The 23,432-nt window shown below is 66.4% G+C and carries 26 protein-coding genes and 1 pseudogene; 19 read left to right on the top strand and 8 right to left on the bottom strand.

Going from position 1 to position 23,432, the window contains the following annotated elements; translation table 11 throughout:
* Positions 1–152: 152 nt before the first annotated feature.
* From ACQEVI_RS26305 to ACQEVI_RS26285, 5 genes are all read left to right on the top strand, one after another.
* Positions 153–947, top strand: a complete 795-nt coding sequence (locus tag ACQEVI_RS26305; RefSeq protein WP_432905094.1) for a hypothetical protein — start codon at positions 153–155, stop codon at positions 945–947.
* Positions 947–1,435 carry a hypothetical protein gene (locus ACQEVI_RS26300; protein WP_432905092.1) on the top strand — a complete coding sequence of 163 codons (489 nt, stop codon included), beginning with the start codon at positions 947–949 and terminating at the stop codon, positions 1,433–1,435. Before ACQEVI_RS26305 ends, ACQEVI_RS26300 begins: the two co-directional genes overlap by 1 nt.
* Positions 1,432–2,298 carry a hypothetical protein gene (locus ACQEVI_RS26295; RefSeq protein WP_432905089.1) on the top strand — a complete coding sequence of 289 codons (867 nt, stop codon included), beginning with the start codon at positions 1,432–1,434 and terminating at the stop codon, positions 2,296–2,298. Before ACQEVI_RS26300 ends, ACQEVI_RS26295 begins: the two co-directional genes overlap by 4 nt.
* A 40-nt stretch (positions 2,299–2,338) precedes the next feature.
* Positions 2,339–3,508 (top strand): OmpA family protein, encoded by a 1,170-nt coding sequence (locus tag ACQEVI_RS26290; protein ID WP_432905086.1) that lies wholly within the window; start codon positions 2,339–2,341, stop codon positions 3,506–3,508.
* 687 nt (positions 3,509–4,195) lie between these two features.
* A complete protein-coding gene (locus tag ACQEVI_RS26285; RefSeq protein WP_432905083.1) occupies positions 4,196–6,505 on the top strand; it encodes a hypothetical protein in 2,310 nt (769 codons plus the stop codon).
* Positions 6,506–6,571: 66 nt separating this feature from the next.
* Here ACQEVI_RS26285 and ACQEVI_RS26280 read toward each other — a convergent pair.
* Positions 6,572–8,220, bottom strand: a pseudogene (locus tag ACQEVI_RS26280) (IS1634 family transposase).
* Between the two features lie 590 nt (positions 8,221–8,810).
* Here ACQEVI_RS26280 and ACQEVI_RS26275 point away from each other — a divergent pair.
* Both ACQEVI_RS26275 and ACQEVI_RS26270 read left to right on the top strand, forming a co-directional pair.
* Positions 8,811–11,273, top strand: a complete 2,463-nt coding sequence (locus tag ACQEVI_RS26275; protein WP_432905080.1) for a glycoside hydrolase family 9 protein — start codon at positions 8,811–8,813, stop codon at positions 11,271–11,273.
* Between the two features lie 192 nt (positions 11,274–11,465).
* A complete protein-coding gene (locus ACQEVI_RS26270) occupies positions 11,466–12,113 on the top strand; it encodes a DsbA family oxidoreductase (protein ID WP_432905077.1) in 648 nt (215 codons plus the stop codon).
* Between the two features lie 81 nt (positions 12,114–12,194).
* On the opposite strand, the gene ACQEVI_RS26265 is transcribed toward ACQEVI_RS26270, so the two are convergent.
* Entirely contained in the window at positions 12,195–13,112 is a 918-nt protein-coding gene (locus tag ACQEVI_RS26265; RefSeq protein ID WP_432905074.1) for an NADP-dependent oxidoreductase, read from the bottom strand.
* Between the two features lie 294 nt (positions 13,113–13,406).
* Here ACQEVI_RS26265 and trxA point away from each other — a divergent pair, with 294 nt between their 5' ends.
* The 6 genes from trxA to ACQEVI_RS26235 all read left to right on the top strand — a co-directional run bounded on the left by trxA (position 13,407) and on the right by ACQEVI_RS26235 (position 16,102).
* Positions 13,407–13,787 (top strand): thioredoxin, encoded by a 381-nt coding sequence (gene trxA, locus ACQEVI_RS26260; protein WP_432905071.1) that lies wholly within the window; start codon positions 13,407–13,409, stop codon positions 13,785–13,787.
* 43 nt (positions 13,788–13,830) lie between these two features.
* A complete protein-coding gene (locus ACQEVI_RS26255) occupies positions 13,831–14,103 on the top strand; it encodes a hypothetical protein (protein ID WP_432905068.1) in 273 nt (90 codons plus the stop codon).
* A gap of 101 nt (positions 14,104–14,204) precedes the next feature.
* Positions 14,205–14,678: a peptide-methionine (R)-S-oxide reductase MsrB gene (msrB, locus tag ACQEVI_RS26250; RefSeq protein WP_432905065.1), complete on the top strand. Its 474-nt coding sequence runs from the start codon at positions 14,205–14,207 to the stop codon at positions 14,676–14,678.
* A complete protein-coding gene (gene msrA, locus ACQEVI_RS26245) occupies positions 14,675–15,229 on the top strand; it encodes a peptide-methionine (S)-S-oxide reductase MsrA (RefSeq protein ID WP_432905062.1) in 555 nt (184 codons plus the stop codon). The genes msrB and msrA overlap by 4 nt, the downstream gene beginning before the upstream one ends.
* 126 nt (positions 15,230–15,355) lie before the next feature.
* On the top strand, positions 15,356–15,799 hold the full coding sequence (locus ACQEVI_RS26240) for a GNAT family N-acetyltransferase (protein ID WP_432905059.1): 444 nt from the start codon (positions 15,356–15,358) through the stop codon (positions 15,797–15,799).
* A 63-nt stretch (positions 15,800–15,862) separates the two neighbouring features.
* The gene (locus ACQEVI_RS26235) at positions 15,863–16,102 is read left to right on the top strand and encodes a uracil-DNA glycosylase family protein (protein ID WP_432905056.1); all 240 of its coding nucleotides are present in this window, start codon (positions 15,863–15,865) and stop codon (positions 16,100–16,102) included.
* Between the two features lie 51 nt (positions 16,103–16,153).
* On the opposite strand, the gene ACQEVI_RS26230 is transcribed toward ACQEVI_RS26235, so the two are convergent.
* From ACQEVI_RS26230 to ACQEVI_RS26215, 4 genes are read right to left on the bottom strand one after another with little or no spacing between them, the layout of a single operon-like run.
* Positions 16,154–16,474, bottom strand: a complete 321-nt coding sequence (locus ACQEVI_RS26230; protein ID WP_432905053.1) for a DUF6510 family protein — start codon at positions 16,472–16,474, stop codon at positions 16,154–16,156.
* On the bottom strand, positions 16,474–17,238 hold the full coding sequence (locus ACQEVI_RS26225) for an FAD-binding oxidoreductase (RefSeq protein WP_432905050.1): 765 nt from the start codon (positions 17,236–17,238) through the stop codon (positions 16,474–16,476). The genes ACQEVI_RS26230 and ACQEVI_RS26225 overlap by 1 nt, the downstream gene beginning before the upstream one ends.
* On the bottom strand, positions 17,235–17,828 hold the full coding sequence (locus tag ACQEVI_RS26220; RefSeq protein ID WP_432905048.1) for a molybdopterin-dependent oxidoreductase: 594 nt from the start codon (positions 17,826–17,828) through the stop codon (positions 17,235–17,237). Before ACQEVI_RS26220 ends, ACQEVI_RS26225 begins: the two co-directional genes overlap by 4 nt.
* A 58-nt stretch (positions 17,829–17,886) precedes the next feature.
* Positions 17,887–18,135 (bottom strand): hypothetical protein, encoded by a 249-nt coding sequence (locus tag ACQEVI_RS26215; RefSeq protein ID WP_432905045.1) that lies wholly within the window; start codon positions 18,133–18,135, stop codon positions 17,887–17,889.
* A gap of 329 nt (positions 18,136–18,464) precedes the next feature.
* Between ACQEVI_RS26215 and ACQEVI_RS26210 the strand changes: the two genes are divergently transcribed.
* The 5 genes from ACQEVI_RS26210 to ACQEVI_RS26190 all read left to right on the top strand — a co-directional run bounded on the left by ACQEVI_RS26210 (position 18,465) and on the right by ACQEVI_RS26190 (position 21,358).
* Positions 18,465–19,094 (top strand): sigma-70 family RNA polymerase sigma factor, encoded by a 630-nt coding sequence (locus ACQEVI_RS26210; RefSeq protein WP_432905043.1) that lies wholly within the window; start codon positions 18,465–18,467, stop codon positions 19,092–19,094.
* Between the two features lie 319 nt (positions 19,095–19,413).
* Positions 19,414–19,755 carry a hypothetical protein gene (locus ACQEVI_RS26205; protein WP_432905041.1) on the top strand — a complete coding sequence of 114 codons (342 nt, stop codon included), beginning with the start codon at positions 19,414–19,416 and terminating at the stop codon, positions 19,753–19,755.
* 21 nt (positions 19,756–19,776) lie between these two features.
* Positions 19,777–20,421, top strand: a complete 645-nt coding sequence (locus ACQEVI_RS26200; RefSeq protein ID WP_432905038.1) for a TetR/AcrR family transcriptional regulator — start codon at positions 19,777–19,779, stop codon at positions 20,419–20,421.
* A 203-nt stretch (positions 20,422–20,624) separates the two neighbouring features.
* On the top strand, positions 20,625–21,074 hold the full coding sequence (locus ACQEVI_RS26195; RefSeq protein ID WP_432905036.1) for a DUF5709 domain-containing protein: 450 nt from the start codon (positions 20,625–20,627) through the stop codon (positions 21,072–21,074).
* Positions 21,062–21,358, top strand: a complete 297-nt coding sequence (locus ACQEVI_RS26190; RefSeq protein ID WP_432905034.1) for an SDR family oxidoreductase — start codon at positions 21,062–21,064, stop codon at positions 21,356–21,358. Before ACQEVI_RS26195 ends, ACQEVI_RS26190 begins: the two co-directional genes overlap by 13 nt.
* Positions 21,359–21,411: 53 nt before the next feature.
* Here the strand turns inward: ACQEVI_RS26190 and ACQEVI_RS26185 are convergent, their stop codons facing one another.
* Both ACQEVI_RS26185 and ACQEVI_RS26180 read right to left on the bottom strand, forming a co-directional pair.
* Positions 21,412–22,116, bottom strand: coding sequence for a hypothetical protein (locus ACQEVI_RS26185; RefSeq protein WP_432905031.1), 705 nt, complete (start codon positions 22,114–22,116; stop codon positions 21,412–21,414).
* Positions 22,117–22,127: 11 nt separating this feature from the next.
* Positions 22,128–22,466 (bottom strand): MarR family winged helix-turn-helix transcriptional regulator, encoded by a 339-nt coding sequence (locus ACQEVI_RS26180; RefSeq protein ID WP_432905029.1) that lies wholly within the window; start codon positions 22,464–22,466, stop codon positions 22,128–22,130.
* A 17-nt stretch (positions 22,467–22,483) separates the two neighbouring features.
* Between ACQEVI_RS26180 and ACQEVI_RS26175 the strand changes: the two genes are divergently transcribed.
* Positions 22,484–23,407: an alpha/beta hydrolase gene (locus ACQEVI_RS26175; protein ID WP_432905026.1), complete on the top strand. Its 924-nt coding sequence runs from the start codon at positions 22,484–22,486 to the stop codon at positions 23,405–23,407.
* Positions 23,408–23,432 lie beyond the last annotated feature (25 nt).

The following is a 23,432-nucleotide window of genomic DNA, read 5'->3' as shown; positions in this document are numbered from 1 at the left end:
CCCAAGGCCGCAGTCTCTCCTGGAGTGAACGGAGATAGGTCGGGTTATCCCTCTCTACAAATTTCTACAAACGCCTACATTGCGGTTCAACAGGACAAAAACGGATGTTGTCCCTTAAATGAGTGCACGACCACGCACGTAAGGGGGACACCGTGGACGACCTCGAGCGCCACCTTGCCCGGCAGCCGAAGCTGCCACGCCGGTCCATCGGACTGTTCGTGCGATTCCGTCTTGCTCGGGCGGGGCGAAGCGATGGACGTTCCGGCGTCATCACCGTTGCCGAGGACGGGCGGGCGCGAAGCCATTTCATCGACGAGGAGCTCAGCCGGGCCACCGGCGTGACCAGCGTCATCTGGAAGCACTGCCTCGGATACACAGCGGCAGCTCACAGGGATGCGCAGCGCATCCGGGCTGAGATGGCGTCGGCAGCACGTCGGCACGCGGCGGCATCGACAGAGCTGGTCGCCACCGCGCGCTCGAACGACAGGAGCGCCGAAGTTCGTGCGTACGAAGATCAGCTCCCGAAAGATGTCGTTCGCGCCCGCCGCCGGGCCGAGCAGCAGCGTGAGCTTCGGCCCGTGCGCGCGCGCCGGAGTGCTGAGATGGACGTCCATACCGCGTTGGAGGTGCAACTTCACGCGCTCGAGGCGGCGATCTCAGAACATGAGCGGATCGCCACCACCAAGGCAGATCTCCAGCAGCACGTGCTCGGAGCGCGCTTGGCGATCTATCTCCGCGCAGCCGCATCGACTGCAGACAATTCTGTCCCACGTCGGATCCCTGGTCCTGACGGGCAGAAGGCTGACGCACTGCCGGAGCGCTACCCAGCGGTCCTGGCTACGTCGATCCCCTCCATCGGCGGCGTCGCGGAACGTGCCTATCGAAAGGCCGTCGAGACCATCGCACCACCAACATTGGATCCGTCAGCAGCAGGGGAGTACAACTGATGAGCCTCAGTCGGTTCTGGGAGAACTTCCGCTATCGAACGCTGGTCCGCGGCGTCCCCTCCTACCGCGATCCGGAACCTTACGCCGAGCCCCACCGGCTTGCCGGCCTTGCCGATCAGCTCCGTAACGCGGTGCGCTCAGCAGCGGATCGAGGGGCGCTAGACGCCGGCAACGCTGGCGACTTCGACAGCGACATCGACGCCGCGGCCAAGCTCGACCGGATTGACCTCAAGCGCCAGCAACTCCAGCGGCGCGCTGTCGCTGCCAGAACGCAGCAGGAGCGGGCGCACATCGCGACGGAGGCCGAGGAACTCGCACGCGCGCTCGAAAATCGCGTCACGGTCCTCAACAGCGAGATCGCAGAAGCGCGGACCGAGCGAAACGCCGCTCTCAAACGGTGGCGGGCCGCTCAAAGGCGCGAGTGGCGCAGCGATGACAAGGACCCCGCACCCACCAGTGAGTCCACCAGCGAGGAGGCGCGGTCATGAAGCCCCAAGTTCAGAGCGGCGTGACGCCTGACGAGTTCGCCGCGACCGTGGCTCGGCCAGCCGTACGTGGCGTGGCGCCTGGACTGGTCAGCGGCGCGGCCGTCACCGTCCTCGTGACGGTCGACTGGTCCAACATCGTCGCAGCTATGACGACACTCACCGGCGGCAGGGAATACGGACTGACAGTTCAGCTCTTTAGCGCCGTAGCCGCGGTTGGAGCGGCCGTCCTTCCGCATTTCCTTGCGACGTTCATCCAAGAACGTCGCAACGGCAAAAAGGTTCCGGCCTGGCTCATCTGGCTGACCGCAATAGTCTGGATAGCGCTCATCGTCATTCTCGTTGCGGCACGGGCCGCGGGGAGCGACGGCCCAAAGGAAGTCTCGGTACCGGGCGAGATTGTGGTCATGGGCAACTCTTCGACGAACGTGTACGTCATCTACGGTCTTGAGATAACGAGTGCGGTCCTGTACACCGCGCTGTTCGGCATTGTGACCGTAATGATCGGCCTGACGACGTTCCTTCTGGTCTGGATGCTCTACCAGGCCCATCTCTCCGAGGTGCGACGCACCGTCGCACGCGTCAAGAGGCTCGAGGCACTACGTAGCCGCACCCTCAATGAGATCGCGTACCTGAACGCCCTCTCGAAGACGCTCGCAAAGCCGTTGGATTCGCGTCTCGATGACGACATCATTAGTGCATCCGTCGAGGTTATCGTGAGCGAGGCAAACGCGCTCAAACACACCGTCCGCACCGATATCGCCGCCGTTCTTAGGGACCCAGCATCCACGACCGTGGCCAAAGGAATTCCCACCACCGAGGCAATCGCCACGGTTATGTCCGCCCCCGAAGCAAAGAACAGGTGACGCTGTGCAGAAGACAGGTCGACGACCACGTGCCTCCGCCGTGCTGGTCCTCACCATCACCCCCATAGTGCTCGCGGGCTGCGGAAATGACGCTGCCGAGCCGCCCGACTGCGTCGGTGATCCCCAGTCGATCGTCTTTGCGGTAGGGGGCCGTCAAAACTCCCCGGTGCCCCAGCTCTCGAAGCCTGCTATCGATCTCCTCGCGGACGCAGTGGATTCATGCGGAGAGATTGGGATTGTGGGCATCGACGGCCAGCCCACGTTCACCGGCTGGCTTACGGACGCAGGCGATGTACGAGATGCGAAGACACAGGAATGGCGAGAGATCGCGATCAGTGAGTATGTGAATGAGGTTGTGGGTACGACGCTTCCGAGGGTGGTTGCCGACGAGCCTGAGGCTGCCCCACTGGCCGCTCTCGAGGTGGCCGCCCTAAGCCTGGGCGACGTCGACGAAGATCACAAGCGGACGATCATCCTCGTTGATTCGGGGTTGCAGACGGTGGACCCGTTCTCCTTCGTCACAGACTTCTCGATCTCATCGGAGCCAAGTGACGCGGCCAACTATCTGAAAGATGACGTACAAGATCTGCCAGACCTCACCGGTCTGGAGGTCGTCTGGGTTGGAATGGGGCAGACAGCGGCTCCTCAGCCGGACCTCACTGTTGGCCAACGAGCCGACCTCGAGAGCATCTGGCGCGCCGTGATCGAACGCACCGGCGCCACTGTCGAATTTCAGGATGTTCCGGCCGGAAGGGCGCCTTCCGCGAAGCTTCCCGCCGTCACTGTCGTTCCTGTCGCGGAACCACCGCCACCGCCACCCACGCCGACCTGCGAAACTGTGACCTTCAAGGACGCGACCGTGAAATTCGTCCCTGACCAGGCGACCTTCCTACGGCCCACTGAGGTGGACACCATCCTCAGTTCCTGGGCCGAGCAGATCAGTACCAGCGACCTGCAGGTGCACCTGATCGGCACGACGGCGACCGGCACAAGCCAGGACAAAGCCAGGGACCTGTCGCAGAGGCGGGCCGCCGCTGTCCGGCGAGTCCTCATCGACCAGGGAGTGGACTCCCGTCGAGTCACGTCGGAAGGTCAGGGCTGGTGGGACCGGTGGCACATCCACGACTGGGAGGACGAGCAGCGCATCCCAGAACCTGCCGCCCGCAACCGGAAGGTAGTCATGCTCCTATCCGGTGAGGCGTGCGCCTAGCGGGTCAGGCGGCGGAAGAAACTCGGACCGGGGACGTGGCCGATCCCCAGCTTCTCGTTCGCGCTGGAGATATGCCCAGTACGGCAGCCAGATATCCCAGACACCACCACAGACCCGAACGAACTCCTCAAGGGTCTTGCGGCTTGCAGGCCGCGTACCAACGCACGCCGCTCCGAAAGCTGCGGCGCTGACCCGGCCCGAGGCATCAGCCATCTGGTTAAGCGTCAAACCCGATACACGACGTAGGTTCCTGAGCCAGTACGCCAACTCCTCAGAGGGCGTCACGACAGGATCGGCTGACACATCTTCTCCATCCCCCGGCGGACGTCTAGGGTGGCGGAGCCCTCCGGCGGCAGACAAGCGCATCACGGGGTGATCCGAGTCAGCGGCGTCGAGTTCACCCGGCCACCTACCGAACGCCGGCGCCTACACCGGCGCTTAAGTGCGGATACGGGTGAAGATCGACCAGTTCTCCAATGAGCTCGTTCGAGCTCTGGCATGCTGAGACGCCAAAGGTTTCCCGAGGTCGGGACGTCGTGGCTGGCTCAGGGGAGGAGATGTCGTGAGCAAAGTTGCAACCCTGCGATACGGGTTCCCGGGAGCGTCGACAGGGGCGGCGCAGGCAACCGAGCAGCGCTGGCTAGTCCACGGGTGTGTTACTTCACGCGGCTGGTGCTGAGGATGGGCGTGCAGTCTGTCTACGACGATCTTCTCGATGTCGCATCGACCATCGCTGGCCGAGTCGACGCCGAGAGCCGAGCGTTCGGACTGAAGAAGGTCGAGACGAATGCCCTGTACTCGGTGCGAATGGGTTACACAAAGAAACGTGATCACGCATCGGCCGCGGTCGTTGCGCTCGAAATCATGAAGCGCGAAGTGAGGGTGGCAGGCGATCGTCTCGAGCGCCGAACGCATCTCAAAGTACTGTTGGCATTCGTAAGCGTGCTTGTTTCAGCTGCAAACAAGTTGGGGGCGTACGCGGGATCCGCGAGGATGGCGGCCACCCTGCTTGACGGATGTGTAGGCCTGCCCCAGTGGGCCACGAGATACACGAAGAGATCCACAACTCGTGTGAACCCGCGCGACGTCCAGCGCATCGCAGGTCTCAACGCCTCGGAGTGGGGCACGCTGGTTAGTCGCGTGCACGCGTATACGAACGTCGTCATGTCCCAAGCTGGCGAGCACATTGCCAACGTTGAATCGGCTGCTGTAGATCTCGATGTGGCCCGCAACTTGTCGCGCATCGCCGCTTCTGAAGTAGAGGCTGTAACTGGCGAGCTTCCCGTATACGACCGCTCCGAGGCCAACCTGAGCGTGCGTTCAGTGACTGTAGCGGGCTTCAGGGGGGCGGTGGGCCAGATCTCCTTGAGTGTCACTAAGAACGGCAAGCCGACGGATGTTCTCCTTTGGGGCGATAACGGCGTTGGGAAGTCAACCTTTGTCGATGGGCTTGAGTTTGCCCTGCAAGGCCGGATCGATCGATCCGCGGATTTCAACAGTAGTCTGCGGGCGAGGGTTCCGAATCTCACCGTCGAGAAGGCCTCGGCGACAGTGGAGCTCAGCGACGAAAGCACGGTCTACAGGGACCTAGCGAAGACTATCGATGGGCGCGTGGCTGCGTCTAGAGAAGCAGTGCGACCCGGATTTCGAATCGCGCCGGTCGCGATCAGGCGGGCCGACATCATCCGGTTCCTCGACACTGAGGCGATTTCTCGGGGCACCATCTTTTTCGACTATTTCCCTGATCCGACTGGTGACATCGGCGCCCGCCCGGACGAAGAACTAAACATGCTTCGCGAGGAACAGTTCCGGCTCAGAGTTGCCCGTGACGAGCTTGCCCATGAAGTCCGAGCCCTGTACCCACGCGACGGTAAGGACTACACCAACCGGGGGCACGTCGACGCCTTGGTTAAGGAGTTGCTAGCGGGTGTCGATCTCAGTGCGTACGAGCAGCCAATGGACGCCCTCCCCACCCAAGCGCGAGGAAATGTATCTGCCCTATGGCAGATCCAGACGCGTCTGTCTGAGTTGAAGAAGAAATTGGATGCCGGCGTCCAAAATCTTAATCCTAAGGCATACAGAGACCAGCAGGCACGAATAGTTCCCGTCCTCCATGCGATCTCCGATGATTTGACGGGTGGTTTTTTGCGCATCGCTCGTGCGGAGCACGTCAAGGCGATCAAGGTACTGCTGGGCAAGTCGGGTCCGGTGAGTCTCGACGTGGTCGTCGAATTCACTAATGGCGCAGTTGCGCTGCCCCAGCAGGTATTGAGCGAAGGCTACCGCGATTTGATCGCACTGCTATTCTTTCTGGCCGTCACGCGAAAAGCCGGAGAGATGGGGCAAGCGAAGATTCTTGTGCTCGACGATGCACTCCAAAGTGTCGATGCGTCAGTTCGGCTCGACGTAATGGACTTCGTCCTTGAGGAATTCAAGGAGTGGCAACTCATCGTCACAGGTCATGACCGAGCATGGCTCAACCAGCTCCGAAGGCTATATCAGACGCATGGTCGGCCTTTTAACGAGCACATGATTACACGATGGACGTTCAACGGCGGAATTGAGCTCGGCGATGCGGGCGGCGATATCGCTCATGATGTACGGGAGGAGCTCGCCCAGGGAAGGCCTCGTGCTACAGCCAGCGCTTCCGGAATGCTTCTGGAGCAGATCTGCCAGGAACTGTCCTGGCGGCTGGAAATCAGTATTCACCGTAAGGAGGGTGACAGGTACACGCTCGGCGACCTATGGCCTGGTGTGGAGAAGGTGCTTCGTAAGACGTCGTTGCAGGATGCGGTCAAGGCAGTCCATCTACGACTGGTAATCCGGAACCTCCTCGGTGCGCATTTCAACGAATGGGCCGAGGCAATACCCTGGAGCGACGTCGAACAGTTGGCGCAGGCAGCGCTCGTCATCTATGACGGCACACACTGCGTTACGTGCGCAACTTGGGCCCGGTTGTCTGAACCATGCAAGTGCGGGGCGCTGTCACTGGCATGATCCGAGGCCAGATGCTCTGAAAATTCCGGACGGGCCCCTTTTCTGACCTGAGTTTGGTCATTCGGGTTAGTGCGTGACGTCGTCGCGGTTCAGTGCGTCGAGGATGGTCTGCTGTGGTGCGGGGATCGCGGGCGGGAACGTGGCGGTAGTGCCGTTGATCGTGATCGTGGCCGAGCGCAGGGGACGTAGCTGGCGCACGATGTTGCGGATCGCGAGACCGGTGCGGTCCTGGGCCGTGCGGGCGACGGCCAGGGCGGTGAACACGATGGTCAGGTGCGCCTCGATCGCGTCGCGGGTGCGGGCGAACATCGGCCGGGCGGCCAGATCGGTCTTGCTCATCCGGAAGGACTGCTCCACGTGCCATAGGTCGTGGTAGCAGGCCATCACCTCTGCCGGCGGCATCACCGTGGCCGGGATGTTGGTGACGTAGCCCTTCAGCCCGGCCAGTGCCCGGGCTCGCGTCAGCGCCTTCTCGTCCAGGGTGCGTGCGTCCCCGCTGGTCTTGACGAACCTCGTGGCCTTCGCGGTCCGGGATCCGTCGATCACGTCTCGGGCGCGGTTCTCCTGCAGGGTCAGGGTCGCGTTGTCGCGCACGAACCATTTGCGGGAGAAGGACCACACCGCCCGCCAGGACCGCGTGTGCGTGGCCGGGTCCCAGACCGGTTCGCTGCGCAGCATCGGGTCGTTCTCGAGGTTCTGCCCGGTCTTGGGAGTGATGGTGTCGATGACCTGGGCGTCGGTGAACGCGTCCCCATGCCAGCGGAAGTGGGACTCCAGGTCGATCGGCGCCTTGGTCATCCTGGAGCCGACGATGAACCCGAGCCCGGCGCGGTCCAGCTCGGCCAGGTTGCCCGCGGAGAGCATGCCCGCGTCGGCGACCACCACGACACCCTCGATCTGGTGGCGGGCCTGGAACTGCTCGATGATCGGCACGATCGTGAGGCGCTCTGCCTTGTTTCCCTCGAAACAGCCGATCTCCAGCGGGAAGCCGTACCGGTCTACCAGCAGGCCCACGACGATCTGCGGGTCGGCTCGTCGTTCCTTGGAGTAGCCGACCTTGCGCAGCCCGTCCTCTTTCTCGGCCTCGAAGTAGAGCGTGGTGACGTCGTACAAACACAACGACACATCACCGCTGGCCTGCGCGTGATCGAAGCACAGCCCGGCGATCTGGTCGCGGTAGCCGTTGCCGACGCAGCGGGCCAGGGTGTGGCGCATCGTCTTGTCGCTGACCGGGCTGTGGCCCAGGTCCCTCAGGACCCTCCCGACGTCCAGGATCGAGGTCGGCTCCACGACCCTGGCGATCACCAGGTCCCGGAACACGTCGTCCCCGAGCCCGTCGAACCCCAGATCAGTGAACACGCCGACCAGAGCGTCGAACAAGACCCGCGACGCGGTCGACTCCACCCGCGCGGGACCGACCAGCGCCGCCTGAGATGCCGCCTGAGATAGGGCCGGCTGGTCGCCGAGCAAGGCCGGCTCACCGGGCGCCGGGACCAGTCCCACCGCGCGCGTCATGGGCTCCGGGCCCAGGTCAGGACGCCCTGTTGGTCATCGGCCAGCAGGCCGCGAGCCCGCTCCAGCAAGATCCCGAGCTCAGCCTCCGAGTGCGCCGACCCGAGATGCTCCACGATCCGCTGACGACGCCCGCCGACATACTCCGCGATCTGTACAGCCGTCGCCCCGGACGCGGTCCGGACCCGTCGAATGAACGCCACCCACCGAGCGTAGGCCAGCCCGTTAGTGCGTGAAACCGCGCACTAAGACCAACATCACCGCAGATCAGAGCCCTGCAACCGAGCTACTCAGACCGAGGTGACCAAACTCAGGTCCGCCGTCCAACCGCTAGCCTGAACCCGCGGGGCAAACGCCTCGTACACCGATGATTCAGCCCACCTGGCTGTCGACATCGTGCCTACCGGCTCAGCCTGGTGGCAACGGCAACTGATCGATGAAACCCCACTGGTGCCCAATCGGGCGTTCGTTAGGGCATCGGACCAGGTCAGCGCGGTGAAGCGCGTTCATGGCCAAAGGGTACTGCTCTGCCCGTTCTAGGTCGACTATCTCGGTGGGCGCAGCGTTTTACCTGTGCCGATTCTTCACCCTGTTTGGACGGCGGTGGACAGGAATGGCCCGCAGGGGCCACCTGAAACCCCCACTGGTGCCCCACGGATTCGTGCGGGGCATGGGCTGGTCCTCTCGGTGTCTTAAACGAATCAGATCGGCGCCCGAGGGTGCCACATCGGACCCGGCTCTGGATACGGTGACGAACTTCCGGCTCTGGAAGCGCACTCATCGAGGAGTCAGCGTGAACACAAGACAGCAGCGACGACGTCGGCTGGCCGCGATAGTGGCATCGCTCGCCCTTGTGGGCGTCGTGTTGCCTGCAACGGCCCAGGCCGACGACGGCACGGAGATCCTGACCAATCCCACGTTCGACGGCGGCATGGCGCCCTGGTGGGTCGCGGGCGGTGTCGAGTTCACCGAGACGGAGGCCGGCCTGTGCGGCGTCGTGCCCGGTGGCGGCCAGCAGTGGGACGTCATCGTCGGCCAGAGCGACGTCTCTGTCGCAGCCGGCGAGACCTACACGATCGGGGTGACGGCGAGTGCGGCCCCCGAGGCGTCCGCCCGCGTGCTCGTGCCCGACCCGGAGGCCGAATGGCCTCCCCTCTACTACGCGGACATCGCCCTGAGCGCGGACGGGCAGGCGTTCACCGAGGTGTTCGAGCTCGCCGCCGACGCCGAGACCGAGGTCCAGCTCCAGCTTGGCGGCAACGCCGCGGACTTCGAGCTGTGCCTCGACGAGGTCTCGCTCCTCACCGGCGGTGAGGTCGAGGAGTACGAACCCGACACCGGCCCCCGGGTCCGGGTGAACCAGGTCGGCTACCTGCCGGACGGTCCGAAGCGCGCCACGCTCGTCACCGACGCGACCGAGCCGGTCGCCTGGGAGGTCGAGGGGCCGGACGGCGCCGTCGTCGCCTCCGGTGAGTCCGTCCCCGAGGGGTTCGACGAGTCGGCCGGCCTCGACGTGCACACGATCGACTTCTCGGACGTCACCTCGACCGGCACCGGCTTCACCCTGGCCGCGGACGGCGAGACGTCCTACCCGTTCGACATCTCCGCCGACCTCTACGACCAGCTGCGTGCCGACTCCCTCGGCATCTACTACACGCAGCGTTCCGGCTACGAGATCGTGCCGGTCGATGTGGACGGCGAACAGCTCAAGACCGAGTACGTGCGCCCAGCGGGCCACGTGTCCGAGTTCGGTGGCGACGACGTCAACCAGGGCGACGTGAGCGTGCCCTGCCTGCCGCCGAGCGGCGCCGTCGACCACCAGGGCAATCCGCAGCTGGGCGCTGACGGGCACTACGGCGAGGACGGCTGGGCCTGCCCTGACGGTTACGCCATCGACGCGACCGGCGGCTGGTACGACGCCGGCGACCACGGCAAGTACGTCGTGAACTCCGGCATCTCGGTGTACCAGCTGCTGTCCGCCTACGAGCGCACGCTGCACGCCGACACGGTGACCGACGGCGCGCTGGGCGACTCCACGCTGGTGATTCCCGAGCGGGACAACGGCGTGCCGGACATCCTCGACGAGACCCGCTGGAACCTCGACTGGATGCTCAGCATGCAGGTGGCCGACGGCGTCGAGATGACGATCGACGGACAGCGGGTCGATGCCGGCGGCCTGGTGCACCACAAGCTCCACGACATCGCCTGGACCGGCATGAACACTCTGCCGAGCGAGGACCCGATGCCGCGCTACGTGCACCGGCCCTCGACGGCGGCGACGCTCAACACGGCCGCAGCGGCCGCGCAGGGCGCCCGTCTGTACGCCGAGCACGACGCGGCGTACGCCGACGAGCTGCTCGCCGCCGCGCGGCGCGCCTGGGACGCGGCGGTCGCCCACCCGGAGATCTACGCGCCGGACACGAACAGCATCGACCCGAATCCGGGAGGCGGCCCGTACAACGACACCTCCCTGGGTGACGAGTGGTACTGGGCGGCCGCGCAGCTGTTCCTGGCCACGGGCGAGGGCGAGTTCTCCGACGCCGTGCTGGCCTCGGAGTACCACGTCGGTGGCGCCGAGGGCGACATCTGGCGGCCCTCCGGCTTCGACTGGGGCTTTACCGCGGCGGCCGCACGACTCGACCTCGCGACGGTGCCGAACGACCTGCCCGGGCGTGCGGACGTGGTCGCCTCCGTGATCGAGGGGGCGGACGAGTACGCCGCCGTGCAGCAGGACGAGCCGTTCGGTCACGCCTACCACCCGGGGGACTACAGCTGGGGCTCGAACCACCAGGTGATCAACAACGCGGTGGTCATCGCGACCGCGTACGACCTGACGGGCGAAGACCGCTACCGTGCTGCAGCACTGGAGTCGTTCGACTACGTCCTGGGACGCAACGCGCTCAACAACTCCTACGTCAAGGGGTACGGGACCAAGTACTCGGAGAACATGCACAACCGCTGGATGGCATCGGCCGACCGTCTGCCACCGCACCCCGACGGCATGATGGCGGGCGGCGCGAACTCGGCGATCCAGGACCCGGTCGCCCAGGAGAACCTCCAGGGTTGTGCCCCGCAGTTCTGCTACATCGACCTCGTCGACTCGTGGTCGACGAACGAGATGACGATCAACTGGAACGCGCCGCTCGGCTGGCTCGCGTCCTGGGCGGACGACATGTCGGCCGCCGGCTCCGGTTGCCCGGGTCACTCGGGTCACCCGGGTGGTGGACGTCCTGGAGGCGGTCACCACGGACGCTAGGGCCGACGCTCGGTAGGACCGCCGAGGCCGGGTACCGGACCATGTGTCCGGTACCCGGCCTCGGCCCTGTCGTGTGGAGCCGAGATCTCCCGGGCACCGCAGGATCGAGAACAACGAGAGCGGCGACTCTCGGATGCTGCGTCCCGGGTCCGGATACTTGTCCGTAGCAGATCGTTCCGCCGAGTCGGAGGTATGGAGTTGGACACCGCGAGCTATGACCAGCACGACGTCGCGCCGCTGAAGGTGGAGATGTGGGGAGACCTGCAGTGTGTCTGGTGCTACATCGAGCTCGCCGCGTTCAGGAGAGCTGCCGCCGAGCTGGGTGGTGTTGACGTCAGGTTCCGAACGTACTCACTCTTTCCCGACCGGGCTGGGCACCTTGCCGACGGGCCACGCGAAGGCGAGACGAGCTGGTTCCCTGCGGGGATCGCCAGTCTGACGTCGGAGCTGGGCCTGGGTTACGACGGTACGAAGCTTGTCTCGACCGGGTCGCAGAAGGCCCACGAGCTCGTGCACTTCGCGGCGGCGTGCGGGGAGCCCCTGCCGATGGTCGAGCGGCTCTTCCGGGCACACTTCGCCGAGGGTTTGGACATCAGTGATCTCGGGACGCTCGTCGATCTCGCTGTCGAGTGCGGTCTCGACAAAGACGGAGCTGCCACCGCGCTTCGGCGAGGGATGTACTCGGCCGCGGTCGAGCAGGACAACCACCTGGCATATCTGCTCGGTGTGTCAGGCGTGCCGTTCGCAGTGGTCAACGGCAAGTACACGCTGAGCGGTATACAGACGGCGGGCACGGTCAAGAACGCTCTTGTGCTTGCGCGCAACGCGCACGGAGCGTGACTCTGATGACGGTCCGTGGGGCGTGTCGCTGCGTTGGTCGAGCTCGTCGAGACCGAGGTTTCGACAAGCTCGACCAGTGCTCTACGGACGAACGCGGATGATCGTCTTGCCCTTGACCCGTTCTGTCGGGTTGAGCGCGGCAATCGCGTCGTCCAGGGTCGCGATGTTCGCGATGTTCGTCCGTAGCCGTCCGTCGCGAACGCGCTGGACGAGCTCGCCGAGCTGGGCACGGTCGGCCTCGACGACGAAGTCGACCGCCAGGCCGTCGGCCGGACGCACCTCGGGCGGTCCGGCGATGCTGACCAGCGTTCCGCCGGACCGGACCAGGGCCGCCGAGCGCTTCTGGATGTCTCCACCGATCATGTCGAAGACGAGGTCGACCTCACCGACGTCCCCGAGCGAGTCGTTGCCGAGATCCACGAACTCCTGCGCCCCGAAGTCGAGCGCGGCCTGCCGGTCTGCGGTACGGCCGGTGCCGATCACGTAGGCGCCCGCTTCCCGCGCGAGCTGAGTCACGACAGACCCGACGCCGCCGGCGGCCCCGTGCACCAGAACGGTCTGCCCCGCCTCGAAGCGACCGTGGACGAACAGGCCCTGCCACGCGGTCAGGCCCGAGATCGGCAGGCTCGCGGCCACCGTGAAGTCAACATCCCCGGGAAGCGGCGCGAGGTTGCGCGCCTCGACAGCCACGTACTCGGCCAGCGTGCCGTCGCGGGTCCAGTCCGTAAGGCCGAACACCCGCTGGCCGACGGACAGCCCCCTCGTGCCGTAGCCGAGCGCGCTCACCACGCCGGCCACCTCGTGCCCAGGGACGGACGGCGTCCGGTCACGTCCCAGGCGATCGGTCCATGTCCCTGGCCACGTCAGCTCACCGGGAGTGAACCCCGACGCGTGCACCCGGACGACGACGTCGTTCCCGGCCGGCTCCGGCTCGGGACGATCCGTCAACGTCATACCGGCCATACCTGCGGCCTCGTCAGTCACCACGATGGCTCTCATCGGGCGCCTCCCCGTATCGCGTGCGTGTCTCCAACCGTATTTCGGTTCATCAGAGTTAGCGGCGCGAGAGTCCGTCGTCTTACCAGCGCCCGGGTAAGACGACGGGAACCCGTGACACCCACGAGGCAAGGGTCGCGGCGGTCACGTGCGGGGATGCCACCGGTACCAGGCGGCGCTCGGTTGCCAGCCGCTCGACCGTCATCCACGGCTCGCCGGGCTGGCGCCGCGACGTGGCCGCCGCGACCCGATGAGGAGGTCGCGACCGCGACCACCGCTTCGAGAGAGAGGGAGACGATGACGACCATCGAGCTCACCGACAGCAACTTCCAGAGCACGATCAAGGACAACGACATCGTCCTGGTGGACTTCTGGGCTACCTGGTGCGGCCCGTGCCGGCAGTTCGCACCCATCTTCGAGGAGTCCGCGAAGAAGAACCCTGACGTCGTCCACGGCAAGCTCGACACCGAGGCGGCCGAGAGGACCGCGGCGGCTGCCGGCATCACTGCGATCCCGACGCTGATGGCGTTCCGAGAGGGCATTCTGGTCTTCAACCAGGCGGGTGCCCTTCCGGCCGCGGCTCTCGCGGAGGTCGTCGACGAGGTCAAGAACCTCGACATGGACACGGTCCGCGGGGATCTTGCGGCGGAGAGCGCCCCACACGCGCACGGCAGGTGACTCAGGGCATCATCGAGACGTGACAGCCAGAGGGAGGCGATCCATGGACCAACCACGCGACCGAGAGCTGGACGCACTCGTGGTGAAGATTCCCGAGGGATGGTCCAGCGTGCGGGTATCGGGGCAGACCTGGGGCGTGACGCGCACGACCCGCGCGAACGGCAAGGTCGTCTCGATCAGCGCCGAGCGTCTCAGCGACGCCGAGCAGATCAGCGCGAACGTATGGATCACGACCAACGGGCCCGTGCTCAAGCCGTGCGAGGTGCCCGCGGACGCCGTCGTCAGCTTCCTCCGGGCCGCCGCGCCCCAGTACTGACCGGCCCTCGACGGATCGTCGAGATCTCGGGACCACAACCAGAGGTCGCAGTGTTACCCGTAGTGACGGCACCACGATCTGGTGTCAGAAGGGACGAAGACATGACACAGGACTACAGCCGGTCGCCGGACGTGCTGGCTCGACTCACGAAGACGCAGCTGCGTGTCACGCAGGACGGCGGAACGGAGCCGGCGTTCAGGAACAAGTACTGGGACAACCACGAGCCCGGCATCTACGTCGACGTCGTCTCCGGCCAGCCCCTGTTCTCCTCGATCGACAAGTACGACAGCGGCACCGGCTGGCCCAGCTTCACCAAGCCGATCAGCGCAGGCACCGTCCGAGCAGTGACGGACAGGTCGTACGGCATGGTCCGCACCGAGGTGCGTTCCACCGCCGCGGACAGCCACCTCGGCCACCTTTTCGGGGACGGCCCCACGGATCGCGGAGGTGAGCGGTACTGCATGAACTCGGCCGCGCTGCGCTTCGTGCCCGTCGCCGAGCTGGAGGCACAGGGCTACGGCGAGTACCTGTCGCTGTTCGAGACACCCACGTCGAGCGAAGGGCAGGGCTCATGAGCAGCGGACCGAACGACAGCGGACAGGTCACACGCCTCACGGGCACCGAGACGGCCGTGCTGGCCGGCGGGTGCTTCTGGGGGATGGAGGACCTGATCCGCCGACAGCCCGGCGTCCTGGCCACCCGCGTGGGATACACCGGTGGCCGCAACGATCACGCGACCTACCGAAACCATCCGGGGCACGCCGAGGCGGTCGAGATCATCTTCGACCCGAACTCGACGAGCTACCGCGACATCCTGGCGTTCTTCTTCCAGATCCACGACCCGTCCACCCTCGATCGGCAGGGGAACGACATCGGTGCGAGCTATCGCTCGGCGATCTTCCCGCTCAGCCCCGGGCAGGAGACGGTCGCTCGCGACACGATCGCCGACGTCGACGCCTCGGGCCTCTGGCCCGGTAAGGCGGTGACGACGATCGAGCCCGCAGGACCCTTCTGGGAGGCCGAACCCGAGCACCAGGACTACCTGATCACCTATCCGAACGGCTACACCTGCCACTTCCCGCGCCCGAACTGGGTGCTTCCGCGGCGCAGCACCACCTCCGCCTGACCGAGCAGGCGTGGCCCCCTCGCTCCGTGGGGGGCCACGCCCCGGTTCGCCTGCGCCCAGGCGAGGGCGAGAGAACCACGCACCAGACCAGACCAAGAAGAAGCCTCGGTGAAAAGGAAAACTCCCATGACCGATCCGAACCAGGCCGCACCCACGACGCGGAAAGACGCTGAGGCGAGCGCCGATCCGGCCGGCCCGCTGGACGAAGACCAGGAGGCTCTGGTGCACGAGGTTGTCGTTGGTCACGACCAGCCTCTCGAGCTGAAGATCGCCAGGGACGACGAGGTCGGCATCTACGACGCGACTGTCGGCAGCCAGCAGGTCGGCGGCCTGACCTTCAATGACGTCGGCGAGAGGGTCGTCCTCGTCGCCGTGTCGATCCTTCCCCAGTTCCGCGACCAGGGGGCCGCCACCACGCTCATCCGGCACGTCCTGGACGACCTTCGTGCCCAGGGCAGGACGGCCACGGTCCTGTGCCCGATCGTGCGGACCTTCATCGACAAGCATGTCGAGTACCAGGACGTCGTCGACCAGGAGCACCCGGGCGTCGTCAAGGTGGCGCCGCGGTGACGGCGCCACGGGGCGCTGACGGTCCGAGCTTCGAGAGCATCCGGGCTGCCATCGCCGGACCTGATGCCGAAGATCGGGCTGACCATCCTGATCGGCGGCTACGCACAGAAGCACTACCTGGCTGACAAGGTGAAGAAGAACCTCACCGAGACCGTCCGCGCCTTTCACGAGTACCTGCCGACCATGATCCCGCTGGTGCACCCCTCACCACTGAACTTCCGCTGGCACACCCGCAACCCATGGTTCGCCGACGAGGTCGTCCCCGTTCTTCGGACGCGGGTCGCGTCGGCCCTGACGCGGTAGACCGAGACGAAGCAGCCTTCAACTCGACCGAACCCGCGCGCGGCAAGACGGTCATCCGGATCCGCGACTGACCCGGGCGTCGTCACCGGCGTGGTCGACAGCGCGGTGAGCCGTTGAGATCCGCAGGTCGATGGTGTCCAGTCCCGCGAGGCTGAGAACCAGGCGCTCGCCTGCGGTGACCACGACGACGAGGACGTGGTCGCACGACGCGCACCGCGCGACGAGGCCGGGAGCGTCTGGGTAGACCATCGCTTCGGCGACGGGGGAGGTCCGTCCGCACCTGCCGCACCGGGCACGTGCCGCGGTCACGTCAGTGGCGAACACCTCCGAGAGCACACCGGCGAGCGCGTTGCCGTCGAGGTGGTTCGACATCAGAGTCCTCCGAATCGTTCGGTGAGGATGTCCGCTGGGGCATGACCGAGGTCGAGCAACCAGGCAGCGACGGTCTCTGCGAATCCGGTGGATCCGCAGACGTAGATGCGGGGCCGTTCCGCGGGTGGGATCGTGCTCGCCGCCAGCGACTCCCGCGTGAGGCGCCCCACGGTGCCGGACCAGTCGTCCGGGGCGTGGCGCGTGTAGACGTGCTCGACCCGGAGGTGCGGCCCCGCCAGCCTGGCCAGCTCGTCGGCGAAGAAGACGTCCGCGGGCGTGCGCACCGAGTAGAGCAGCTGGAAGGGCGTGGAGTCCTCGGCCAGGTCGTGCGCCACGGCCATCGCGTACAGCGGGACGATGCCGGAGCCGCCGGCGATCAGCTGAACCGGCCGGTGGCTCTGGCCGGGACACCAGACGAAGTAGGACCCGAGAGGGCCGTGGACCTCGACCTTGTCGCCGGGCCGGGCCTCGTTGACCAGGAACGGCGACACCTCGCCGTCGGGCAGCTCATCGATCGCCAGGACGACATGACCCCACGGCGTCGAGGACGCGATCGAGTAGGAGCGGCTGGCCTGGTACCCGTCCGGCGCGGTCAGCCGCACGTCGAGGTGTGAGCCCGGCTCGCTTCCCGGCCAGGTCGGTACGGCCAACGTCATGCGGGCCGAGTGCGGTGTCTCGGCGCGGTTCGCCACGATCGTGGCCGCGTGCCAGGTGCTGCGCATGCGGTGCTGGGCGGGCTGGGCCGTCGTACGGGATGTGTTCACCGGTACCGCTGCTCCTTCCACGGGTCGCCGTAGATGTGGTAGCCGTACCGTTCCCAGAACCCGGGGTCGTTGGTCGGCATCATGGTCAGGCCCCGCACCCACTTGGCGCTCTTCCAGAAGTAGAGGTGCGGCACGAGCAGGCGGGCCGGGCCGCCGTGCTCCGGGTGCAGGGGACTGCCCTCGGCTTCCGTAGCGATCCAGGCCTTGCCGCCCGCCAGGTCTTCCAGAGGCAGGTTGGTGGTGTAGCCGCCGTAGGAGTGCGCCATGACGTACTGGTGCTCGGAGGCGACGTTCTCGAGGATCTTGTCGAGGCTGACGCCGCGCCAGGCCATGCCGAGCTTGGACCAGTGGGTGACGCAGTGGATGTCCACCGTGATGTCCTCGACACCGAGTGCGAGTAGCTCGTCCCAGCCCCAGCGGTGATCGTCGCTGGTCTCGTCCTGGACGGTGAGCTCCCAGTCCTTGGTCTCGACGTGCGGTGTGGGCCCAGCGCTGAGCACGGGCCACTTGTCGACCATGGTCTGCCCTGGTGGTAGGCGCGTGTCTGCTTGGCCTCTGCGGCCGGAAAATCCGCGGGTCGCGAATGACATGCCGACTCCAATCTGAACTGGTGCCCTCGCGGGGGCCCGAGGTGTCTGGTGATGGATCTCAATCGGCCGTGTCCCGGAGCGCGGCGATCAGCCCTTCGACGTCCTCCCGACAGTCAGCGCACGACTCCAGATGGGCCGCGACGCCCGGAAAGCGCGGTGCGGGAGCGCCACCACTGATGGTGAGCTCGGCGTAGGCACCGATGTCCCGTCGGCTCACGGAGCAGCCGGGATCGACGGGGCTGGTCCGGAGGAGGTTGTCCAGCCTCGACCAGTGCCCATCACCGGAGCCCTTGGGGCCGTATCCCATGCCTCTCCCATGCCGAGCGTGAGGTCCCGCTCGTCGTGTCAGTGCTCATCGGGCGCTCAACGACACAACCTGAATGGCTGGTTCACGAGGTGAGTGGACGTTTGCCGACACCGTCTTACGTCATTGCCTCGAGACATCCCTGGAGGATGTCCGGCACCGGCGTACCAAATGGACGTGAGGGTCCTTCTCTGTCCGACAGTGTGCCGATCTCTTGTCTTGTCTGGACCCTAGGGTCCGGTCTACGGTGTGGGGACGCCCTCGGTTCGAGGCGTGCACGGACATGGCCGGCGCTGATTCCTCTTCGCCCGCGGGCCAGGAGGGTGGACACGATGGACGATCTGCAGATTGCTCAGGACAACCGCAGGTGGGTGCGGCGCCTCGGTGCAACCGGATCGGTCCGCGAGGCCGCCTGTGGGGAGCTCTACTCGCTTCTGCACCGGGTCGCGCGCCGCGAGGCGACACGGCGCGCCTCGTCCTTGCGCATGTACGGGCCCGAAGTGGACGACATCGCCCATCAAGCCGCGGCCGACGCACTGATGGCGATCAGTCGGAGGCTGGATACCTTTCGGGGTGAATCACGCTTTACGACGTGGGCATTCAAGTTCGTCATCTTCGATGTCGCAACGAAGATGAACCGGCACCACTGGCGTCATCACGATGTTCCGTACGACTACGAGGACTGGTCGCGACTGGCATCCAGGTTCGAGGCCGGCCCGGGCCAGGAGGCTGAAGCGGCCGAGTTCGTCACAGCGGTGTCGGGCGTCATCAAGAACAAGCTCACCGATCGGCAGCGGCTCGTCTTCATGGCGACCGTGGTGAACGAGGTGCCCATGGACGCTCTCGCGGAGAAGCTCGGTTCGACGAGGAACGCGCTGTACAAGGTGCTGTTCGACGCTCGCAAGAAGTTGCGTGCGGAACTCGTCTCGGAGGGCTATCTGCCGGCGCTCCGTTCACCATGAGCGGTCCTGGCCTGCGCTCGTCGCTCGTCCCGAGCCTCGCGCGAGCATCCGGTCGAACAGGACTATCTGGTCCATGTAAGTGGCCGCAGGGGCTACCTGGAAGCCCGCGGCCGACGCATTTCATGAGGGGACGAACAACGCGGTGACAAGCGAACGTACGGGCGACCACTCCACGTGTACGGGCACGGGCACCGGCACCGGCACCACGGGCGGAACCGGCGCTGACGTCACGGAGCACTTTCGAGCAGTTCTCGACACAGAGGAACGCTGGTTGTCCGCGGCCGGTCACTCCGACGACTTCGCTCATTGGCGAAACCGCGTGATCCGTGAGGTCATGGACCGCCAGTCTCCGTACGCCCAGGCGCTGCGTCGTGGTCATGGGGCCGATCGGCAGAACGAGTTCATCCAGAGCTGGCAGGCGCTGATCGCAGCGGCACTGGAACGGATCGCGGCGGGTTGCGACACCGGTGCCGGCCCGGCGGCCGCGTCCGGACGCGTTGAGAAGGTGGCCACCGCGATCCTGGCAGCACTACACGGTGGCGCCACCCTGAGCTGGCTGGCGCAGGACGCACAGTCGCTCGAGGCCGCGCTCGACATCGCGTTGGCACCAGTGCTCCTACACCCAGAACCGGAGGATCCCGATGACCGACGACCTGATTAGCCTTCTCAGTACGATGTCGCTGTGAACGAGAACTCGGACGAGAGCCCGGCGATTCGGCTGACGGCACGAGGTATGAAGACCAGGACCCGGATCGTCGCCGCGGCCGCCGACCTGATGCGTGTCCAGGGGATCGCAGGCACCACCCTGGACGATGTCATGGTCGCGAGTGGCGCGAGCAAGTCCCAGCTCTACCGCCACTTCGAGGACAAGCCGTCGCTCGTGCGGGCCGTCATCACGCACGTGGGGGAGTTCGTCATCGACCGCGAGACGAACATGCTCGGAAAGGTCTCGACACTGGCCGGGCTGCGGCGTTGGCGAGACTCACTGGTCAAGGCGAACACGTTGCGCCACGGCATGTACGGGTGCGCGCTCGGCTCGCTCGCGAGCGAGGTCTCCGACCATGACGCGGTCGCCCGCGCCATGCTGGACGAGCTGTTCCGTGCCTGGCGGCAGCTGATCGACGGCGCCCTCGGCAGGATGCAGCGAGCCGGGGTGCTGGACGACTCTGTCGACACTGCTCGTCTCGCTGTCGGATTCCTCGCATCTCTCCAGGGTGGCTACCTCCTGGCGCAGACTGCCCGCGACGTCGAACCGATGGCCATCGCGATCGACGTCGCTCTCACCCACCTGGAAGGTCTCGCCGCACCAGGGCGCGCAGCTTCCTAGTCACAGCCCAGCTGTGTGGCCTGTCGCGGTCGCGCGCGAAAGATCTGCTCACCCGGTGCGCACGAACGATGTGGGGCCGTGACGGAGGCCGGCCGCATCCCGGTACCACGAGCGGTCCGCGACGCGCGAGAACGACGGCAGGCCACGACACCACAAGGCCCGGCCTCAGGCCCCAGTGCACACCCCATCGGAGGTAGGGCGACATGAGCGACAAGTTTGACGACTACGGCACCGAACAGGACGTGTTCGGACTTCTCCCACAGGACGAGAGCCTCGACGACGACGAGCTCGGAGGGGACGACGACGGGGCAGGGTATTCCCCGCTCGACAAGCCACTGGCATTCGGCTGGGGCTTCACGCCCCAGGAGGTTGGTGAGCACGAGCCGCTCGCGACGAGGCTGGCCCGAGAGGTCCCCGAAACCACGGACGCCTACCTGGGCGACGGTCTGGGAGACGCGTCAGACACGGACGGTGAGCTCATCGACGACCAAGTCGGCTCTTTGCGGGCGGGTCGCCTTGTCTGGGCCCAGCAGGATGCCGACGACCCTTCCTCAGACCTGCGGGCGAGCGACGTGGGGATCGACGGCGCCGGTGCTTCCGCGGAGGAAGCCGCGATCCATGTCGTCCTTGACGACGATGCATGGCGGGCTTGAGCGAGAACGGCGGCCTCGTCACGGCTACCCGGTACCTGGCCAAGGAGCTCGCCGGCCGCGGCATCACTGTCAACTCCGTCGCTCCGGGGCCTGCTCGCACGCGGATCGGAGACGACGCGTTCGATCGCTTCCCGGAGATCATCGACGGCATCGCGGCGAGGACCACGCTCGGCCGGATCGGCGAGCCGCAGGACGTCGGCAGGGTGATCGCGTTCCTGGTCTCGTCGGATACCGGGCGGATCACCGGCCAGGACATCCAGGTCTCCGGGGGATTCGCGCTGTGAAGGCCTACCGGTCAGGAGGCGAGGCCGGCCACCGCGTCGCGATCGTCGGACAGCTACCGGGTGGTGTCCGTTCCGAGGCCGCCCAGGCCCAGGACGACCACGGCACGCTCGTCCCGCCCGGACGCGACCTGCGCTGCTGCAGCCAGCGGTCCGGCCGGCGTCGCCCGGTCCGGTTGCACCGCTGCGAGTCGGACGTAGGCATCCAGAGCCGCGAGACGCACTGCCTCGTCCTCGTCGGCCAAGAACGTCGAGACCGGTGTCAGCGCCTCGCCGCAGGCCGCCGGCAGCTCGGCGATCGACCTGGCCCACAGGTAGTGGTTGAGGTCGGACTCCCACACCGTCTCGTCGTCCGCTGCCATCGCACGGTAGAAGGCGTCGATGTCCTCGTGAGTGGGTTCGGCAGCGTCCCGCGCGCGGGTGTCCTCGTGCCAGGACGCGCTGTCTCCCACTGCGTCGACCCATTCCAGCAGCGAGGCCAGGCGCGACCGCCCGTGTTCGTCGTGGCGGCGCAGTACCTGGTGGCGCCCTCGGTCGTGCAGCATCCCGGCCACGACCCGTAGCGAGGGCGCCGTCGCCGGGTAGACGGTCCCCTGGTGGAGCACGGCACCGTGGAGATGGTCGAGACCCTCACCGAACGCGGCATCGTCGTCGGACAACAGGCCCTGCAGGTGCTGCGCCGTGTCCGACGCGACCCCGTAGGCATGGAACAGCCGCGACCAGTCCACGTCGTCGACCAGCAGCCTCTTCGTCGAGCTCATGGCCACGGACCCTACAGCGCTGATGGAACTGCTCCCGCTCCGGGCGCGAGCAGCGCCGTCAGGATGCGGGCGAGATCAGCCCGGTCTCCGGGCCCGATCAGCGCGAGCCGGCGCTCGAACGCCGCCGCCAGCGCCGCGAAAGAACGGTCGCGCGCCGCTTCGCCCGCCTCGGTGAGCTCGAGCCGGTGCCGCCGCAGGTCGGCGTCGTCGATCTCGCGACGCATGAACCCCTTGGCGACGAGGTTGCGCACGTAGACCGTCACGCTCGCCTTGGGGATCACCAACTCCTTCGCCAGCTGGGCCGGGTACGGCGAGGCGGCGACCTCGGCGACATCATGGAACGAAACCACGAGAGAGGTTCTCCACCATGCTCGAGCACCTGACGATCCCCCGGGGGCTGGTTGAGCTCGCCGCCGACCTTCATCTGCCCGACGGCTTCTCCGCCACCTCCGACGCCGAGCCCCTGCGCGCCGTGGTGCTCTCGACCCCGGGCAGCAGCGTGAAGGAGCAGATCGGCGCGAACTACGCCGCACGCCTGGCCGCCCGGGGTATCGCGGCGCTCGTGTTCGACCCCGCACACCAGGGTCAGAGCGGCGGCCAGCCACGCGACCTCGAGGACCCCTACCGCCGCGGTGAGGACATCTCCTTCGCCATCGACGCGCTGGGCACGATCCCTGGCATCGACCCGCACCGGATCGGCGTGCTCGGTATCTGTGCCGGCGGGAGCTACGCGGTCCACACCGCCCGCACCGACCACCGCATCAAGGCGGTCGGCACGGTCGTGCCGACGAACATGGGTACCTCGTTCCGTGGATTCCAGCCGGACGGGCCGGTGGCTGCGCTCGACGACATGGCCGACGCGCGGACCGAGGAGGCGCGGACCGGCGACCTGACCCGTGAGAACTGGCTGCCCGACACCCTGGAGGACGCCGCCGCGGCCGGCCTGACCGACATCGACACCACCCAGGCGATCACCTACTACCGCACCGAGCGAGGTCACCACGAGAAGTCGACCAACCGCCGCCTCTCGCGCGGCGACGCGCTGCTCCTGGGCTATGACGCCTTCCACCTGGCCGATCAGCTCATGACCCAGCCGCTGCAGGTCGTGCTCGCCGGACGCGTCGGCAACACCGGCTCCTACGAGTCCGGTATGCGGCTGTGGAAGCTGGCCCCCGACCCCGTCGACCTCATGGTGATCGAGGGCGCCGGCCACTACGAGATGTACGACGTGCCCGAGTACGTCGACGCCGCCGTCGACCGGCTGGCCGGCTTCTACACGGACCACCTGTAGGTCGGAGCCGCCACGCGCGCATGCG

Origin of the sequence: Promicromonospora sp. CA-289599, assembly GCF_050936155.1 — a bacterium.
Lineage (GTDB): Bacteria > Actinomycetota > Actinomycetes > Actinomycetales > Cellulomonadaceae > Promicromonospora.
This window is presented reverse-complemented; position numbering and strand designations above follow the sequence as displayed.

What these genes read in the sequence shown, in the direction of transcription:
- ACQEVI_RS26175 (WP_432905026.1), top strand. Translation starts at nt 22,484, where the DNA reads ATGCTCGAGCACCTGACGATCCCCCGGGGGCTGGTTGAGCTCGCCGCC.
- msrB (WP_432905065.1), top strand. Translation starts at nt 14,205, where the DNA reads ATGACACAGGACTACAGCCGGTCGCCGGACGTGCTGGCTCGACTCACG.
- ACQEVI_RS26235 (WP_432905056.1), top strand. Translation starts at nt 15,863, where the DNA reads ATGCCGAAGATCGGGCTGACCATCCTGATCGGCGGCTACGCACAGAAG.
- ACQEVI_RS26220 (WP_432905048.1), bottom strand. Translation starts at nt 17,828, where the DNA reads ATGTCATTCGCGACCCGCGGATTTTCCGGCCGCAGAGGCCAAGCAGAC.
- ACQEVI_RS26265 (WP_432905074.1), bottom strand. Translation starts at nt 13,112, where the DNA reads ATGAGAGCCATCGTGGTGACTGACGAGGCCGCAGGTATGGCCGGTATG.
- trxA (WP_432905071.1), top strand. Translation starts at nt 13,407, where the DNA reads ATGACGACCATCGAGCTCACCGACAGCAACTTCCAGAGCACGATCAAG.
- msrA (WP_432905062.1), top strand. Translation starts at nt 14,675, where the DNA reads ATGAGCAGCGGACCGAACGACAGCGGACAGGTCACACGCCTCACGGGC.
- ACQEVI_RS26190 (WP_432905034.1), top strand. Translation starts at nt 21,062, where the DNA reads ATGGCGGGCTTGAGCGAGAACGGCGGCCTCGTCACGGCTACCCGGTAC.
- ACQEVI_RS26295 (WP_432905089.1), top strand. Translation starts at nt 1,432, where the DNA reads ATGAAGCCCCAAGTTCAGAGCGGCGTGACGCCTGACGAGTTCGCCGCG.
- ACQEVI_RS26210 (WP_432905043.1), top strand. Translation starts at nt 18,465, where the DNA reads ATGGACGATCTGCAGATTGCTCAGGACAACCGCAGGTGGGTGCGGCGC.
- ACQEVI_RS26215 (WP_432905045.1), bottom strand. Translation starts at nt 18,135, where the DNA reads ATGGGATACGGCCCCAAGGGCTCCGGTGATGGGCACTGGTCGAGGCTG.
- ACQEVI_RS26230 (WP_432905053.1), bottom strand. Translation starts at nt 16,474, where the DNA reads ATGTCGAACCACCTCGACGGCAACGCGCTCGCCGGTGTGCTCTCGGAG.
- ACQEVI_RS26255 (WP_432905068.1), top strand. Translation starts at nt 13,831, where the DNA reads ATGGACCAACCACGCGACCGAGAGCTGGACGCACTCGTGGTGAAGATT.
- ACQEVI_RS26270 (WP_432905077.1), top strand. Translation starts at nt 11,466, where the DNA reads ATGGAGTTGGACACCGCGAGCTATGACCAGCACGACGTCGCGCCGCTG.
- ACQEVI_RS26300 (WP_432905092.1), top strand. Translation starts at nt 947, where the DNA reads ATGAGCCTCAGTCGGTTCTGGGAGAACTTCCGCTATCGAACGCTGGTC.
- ACQEVI_RS26185 (WP_432905031.1), bottom strand. Translation starts at nt 22,116, where the DNA reads ATGAGCTCGACGAAGAGGCTGCTGGTCGACGACGTGGACTGGTCGCGG.
- ACQEVI_RS26240 (WP_432905059.1), top strand. Translation starts at nt 15,356, where the DNA reads ATGACCGATCCGAACCAGGCCGCACCCACGACGCGGAAAGACGCTGAG.
- ACQEVI_RS26195 (WP_432905036.1), top strand. Translation starts at nt 20,625, where the DNA reads ATGAGCGACAAGTTTGACGACTACGGCACCGAACAGGACGTGTTCGGA.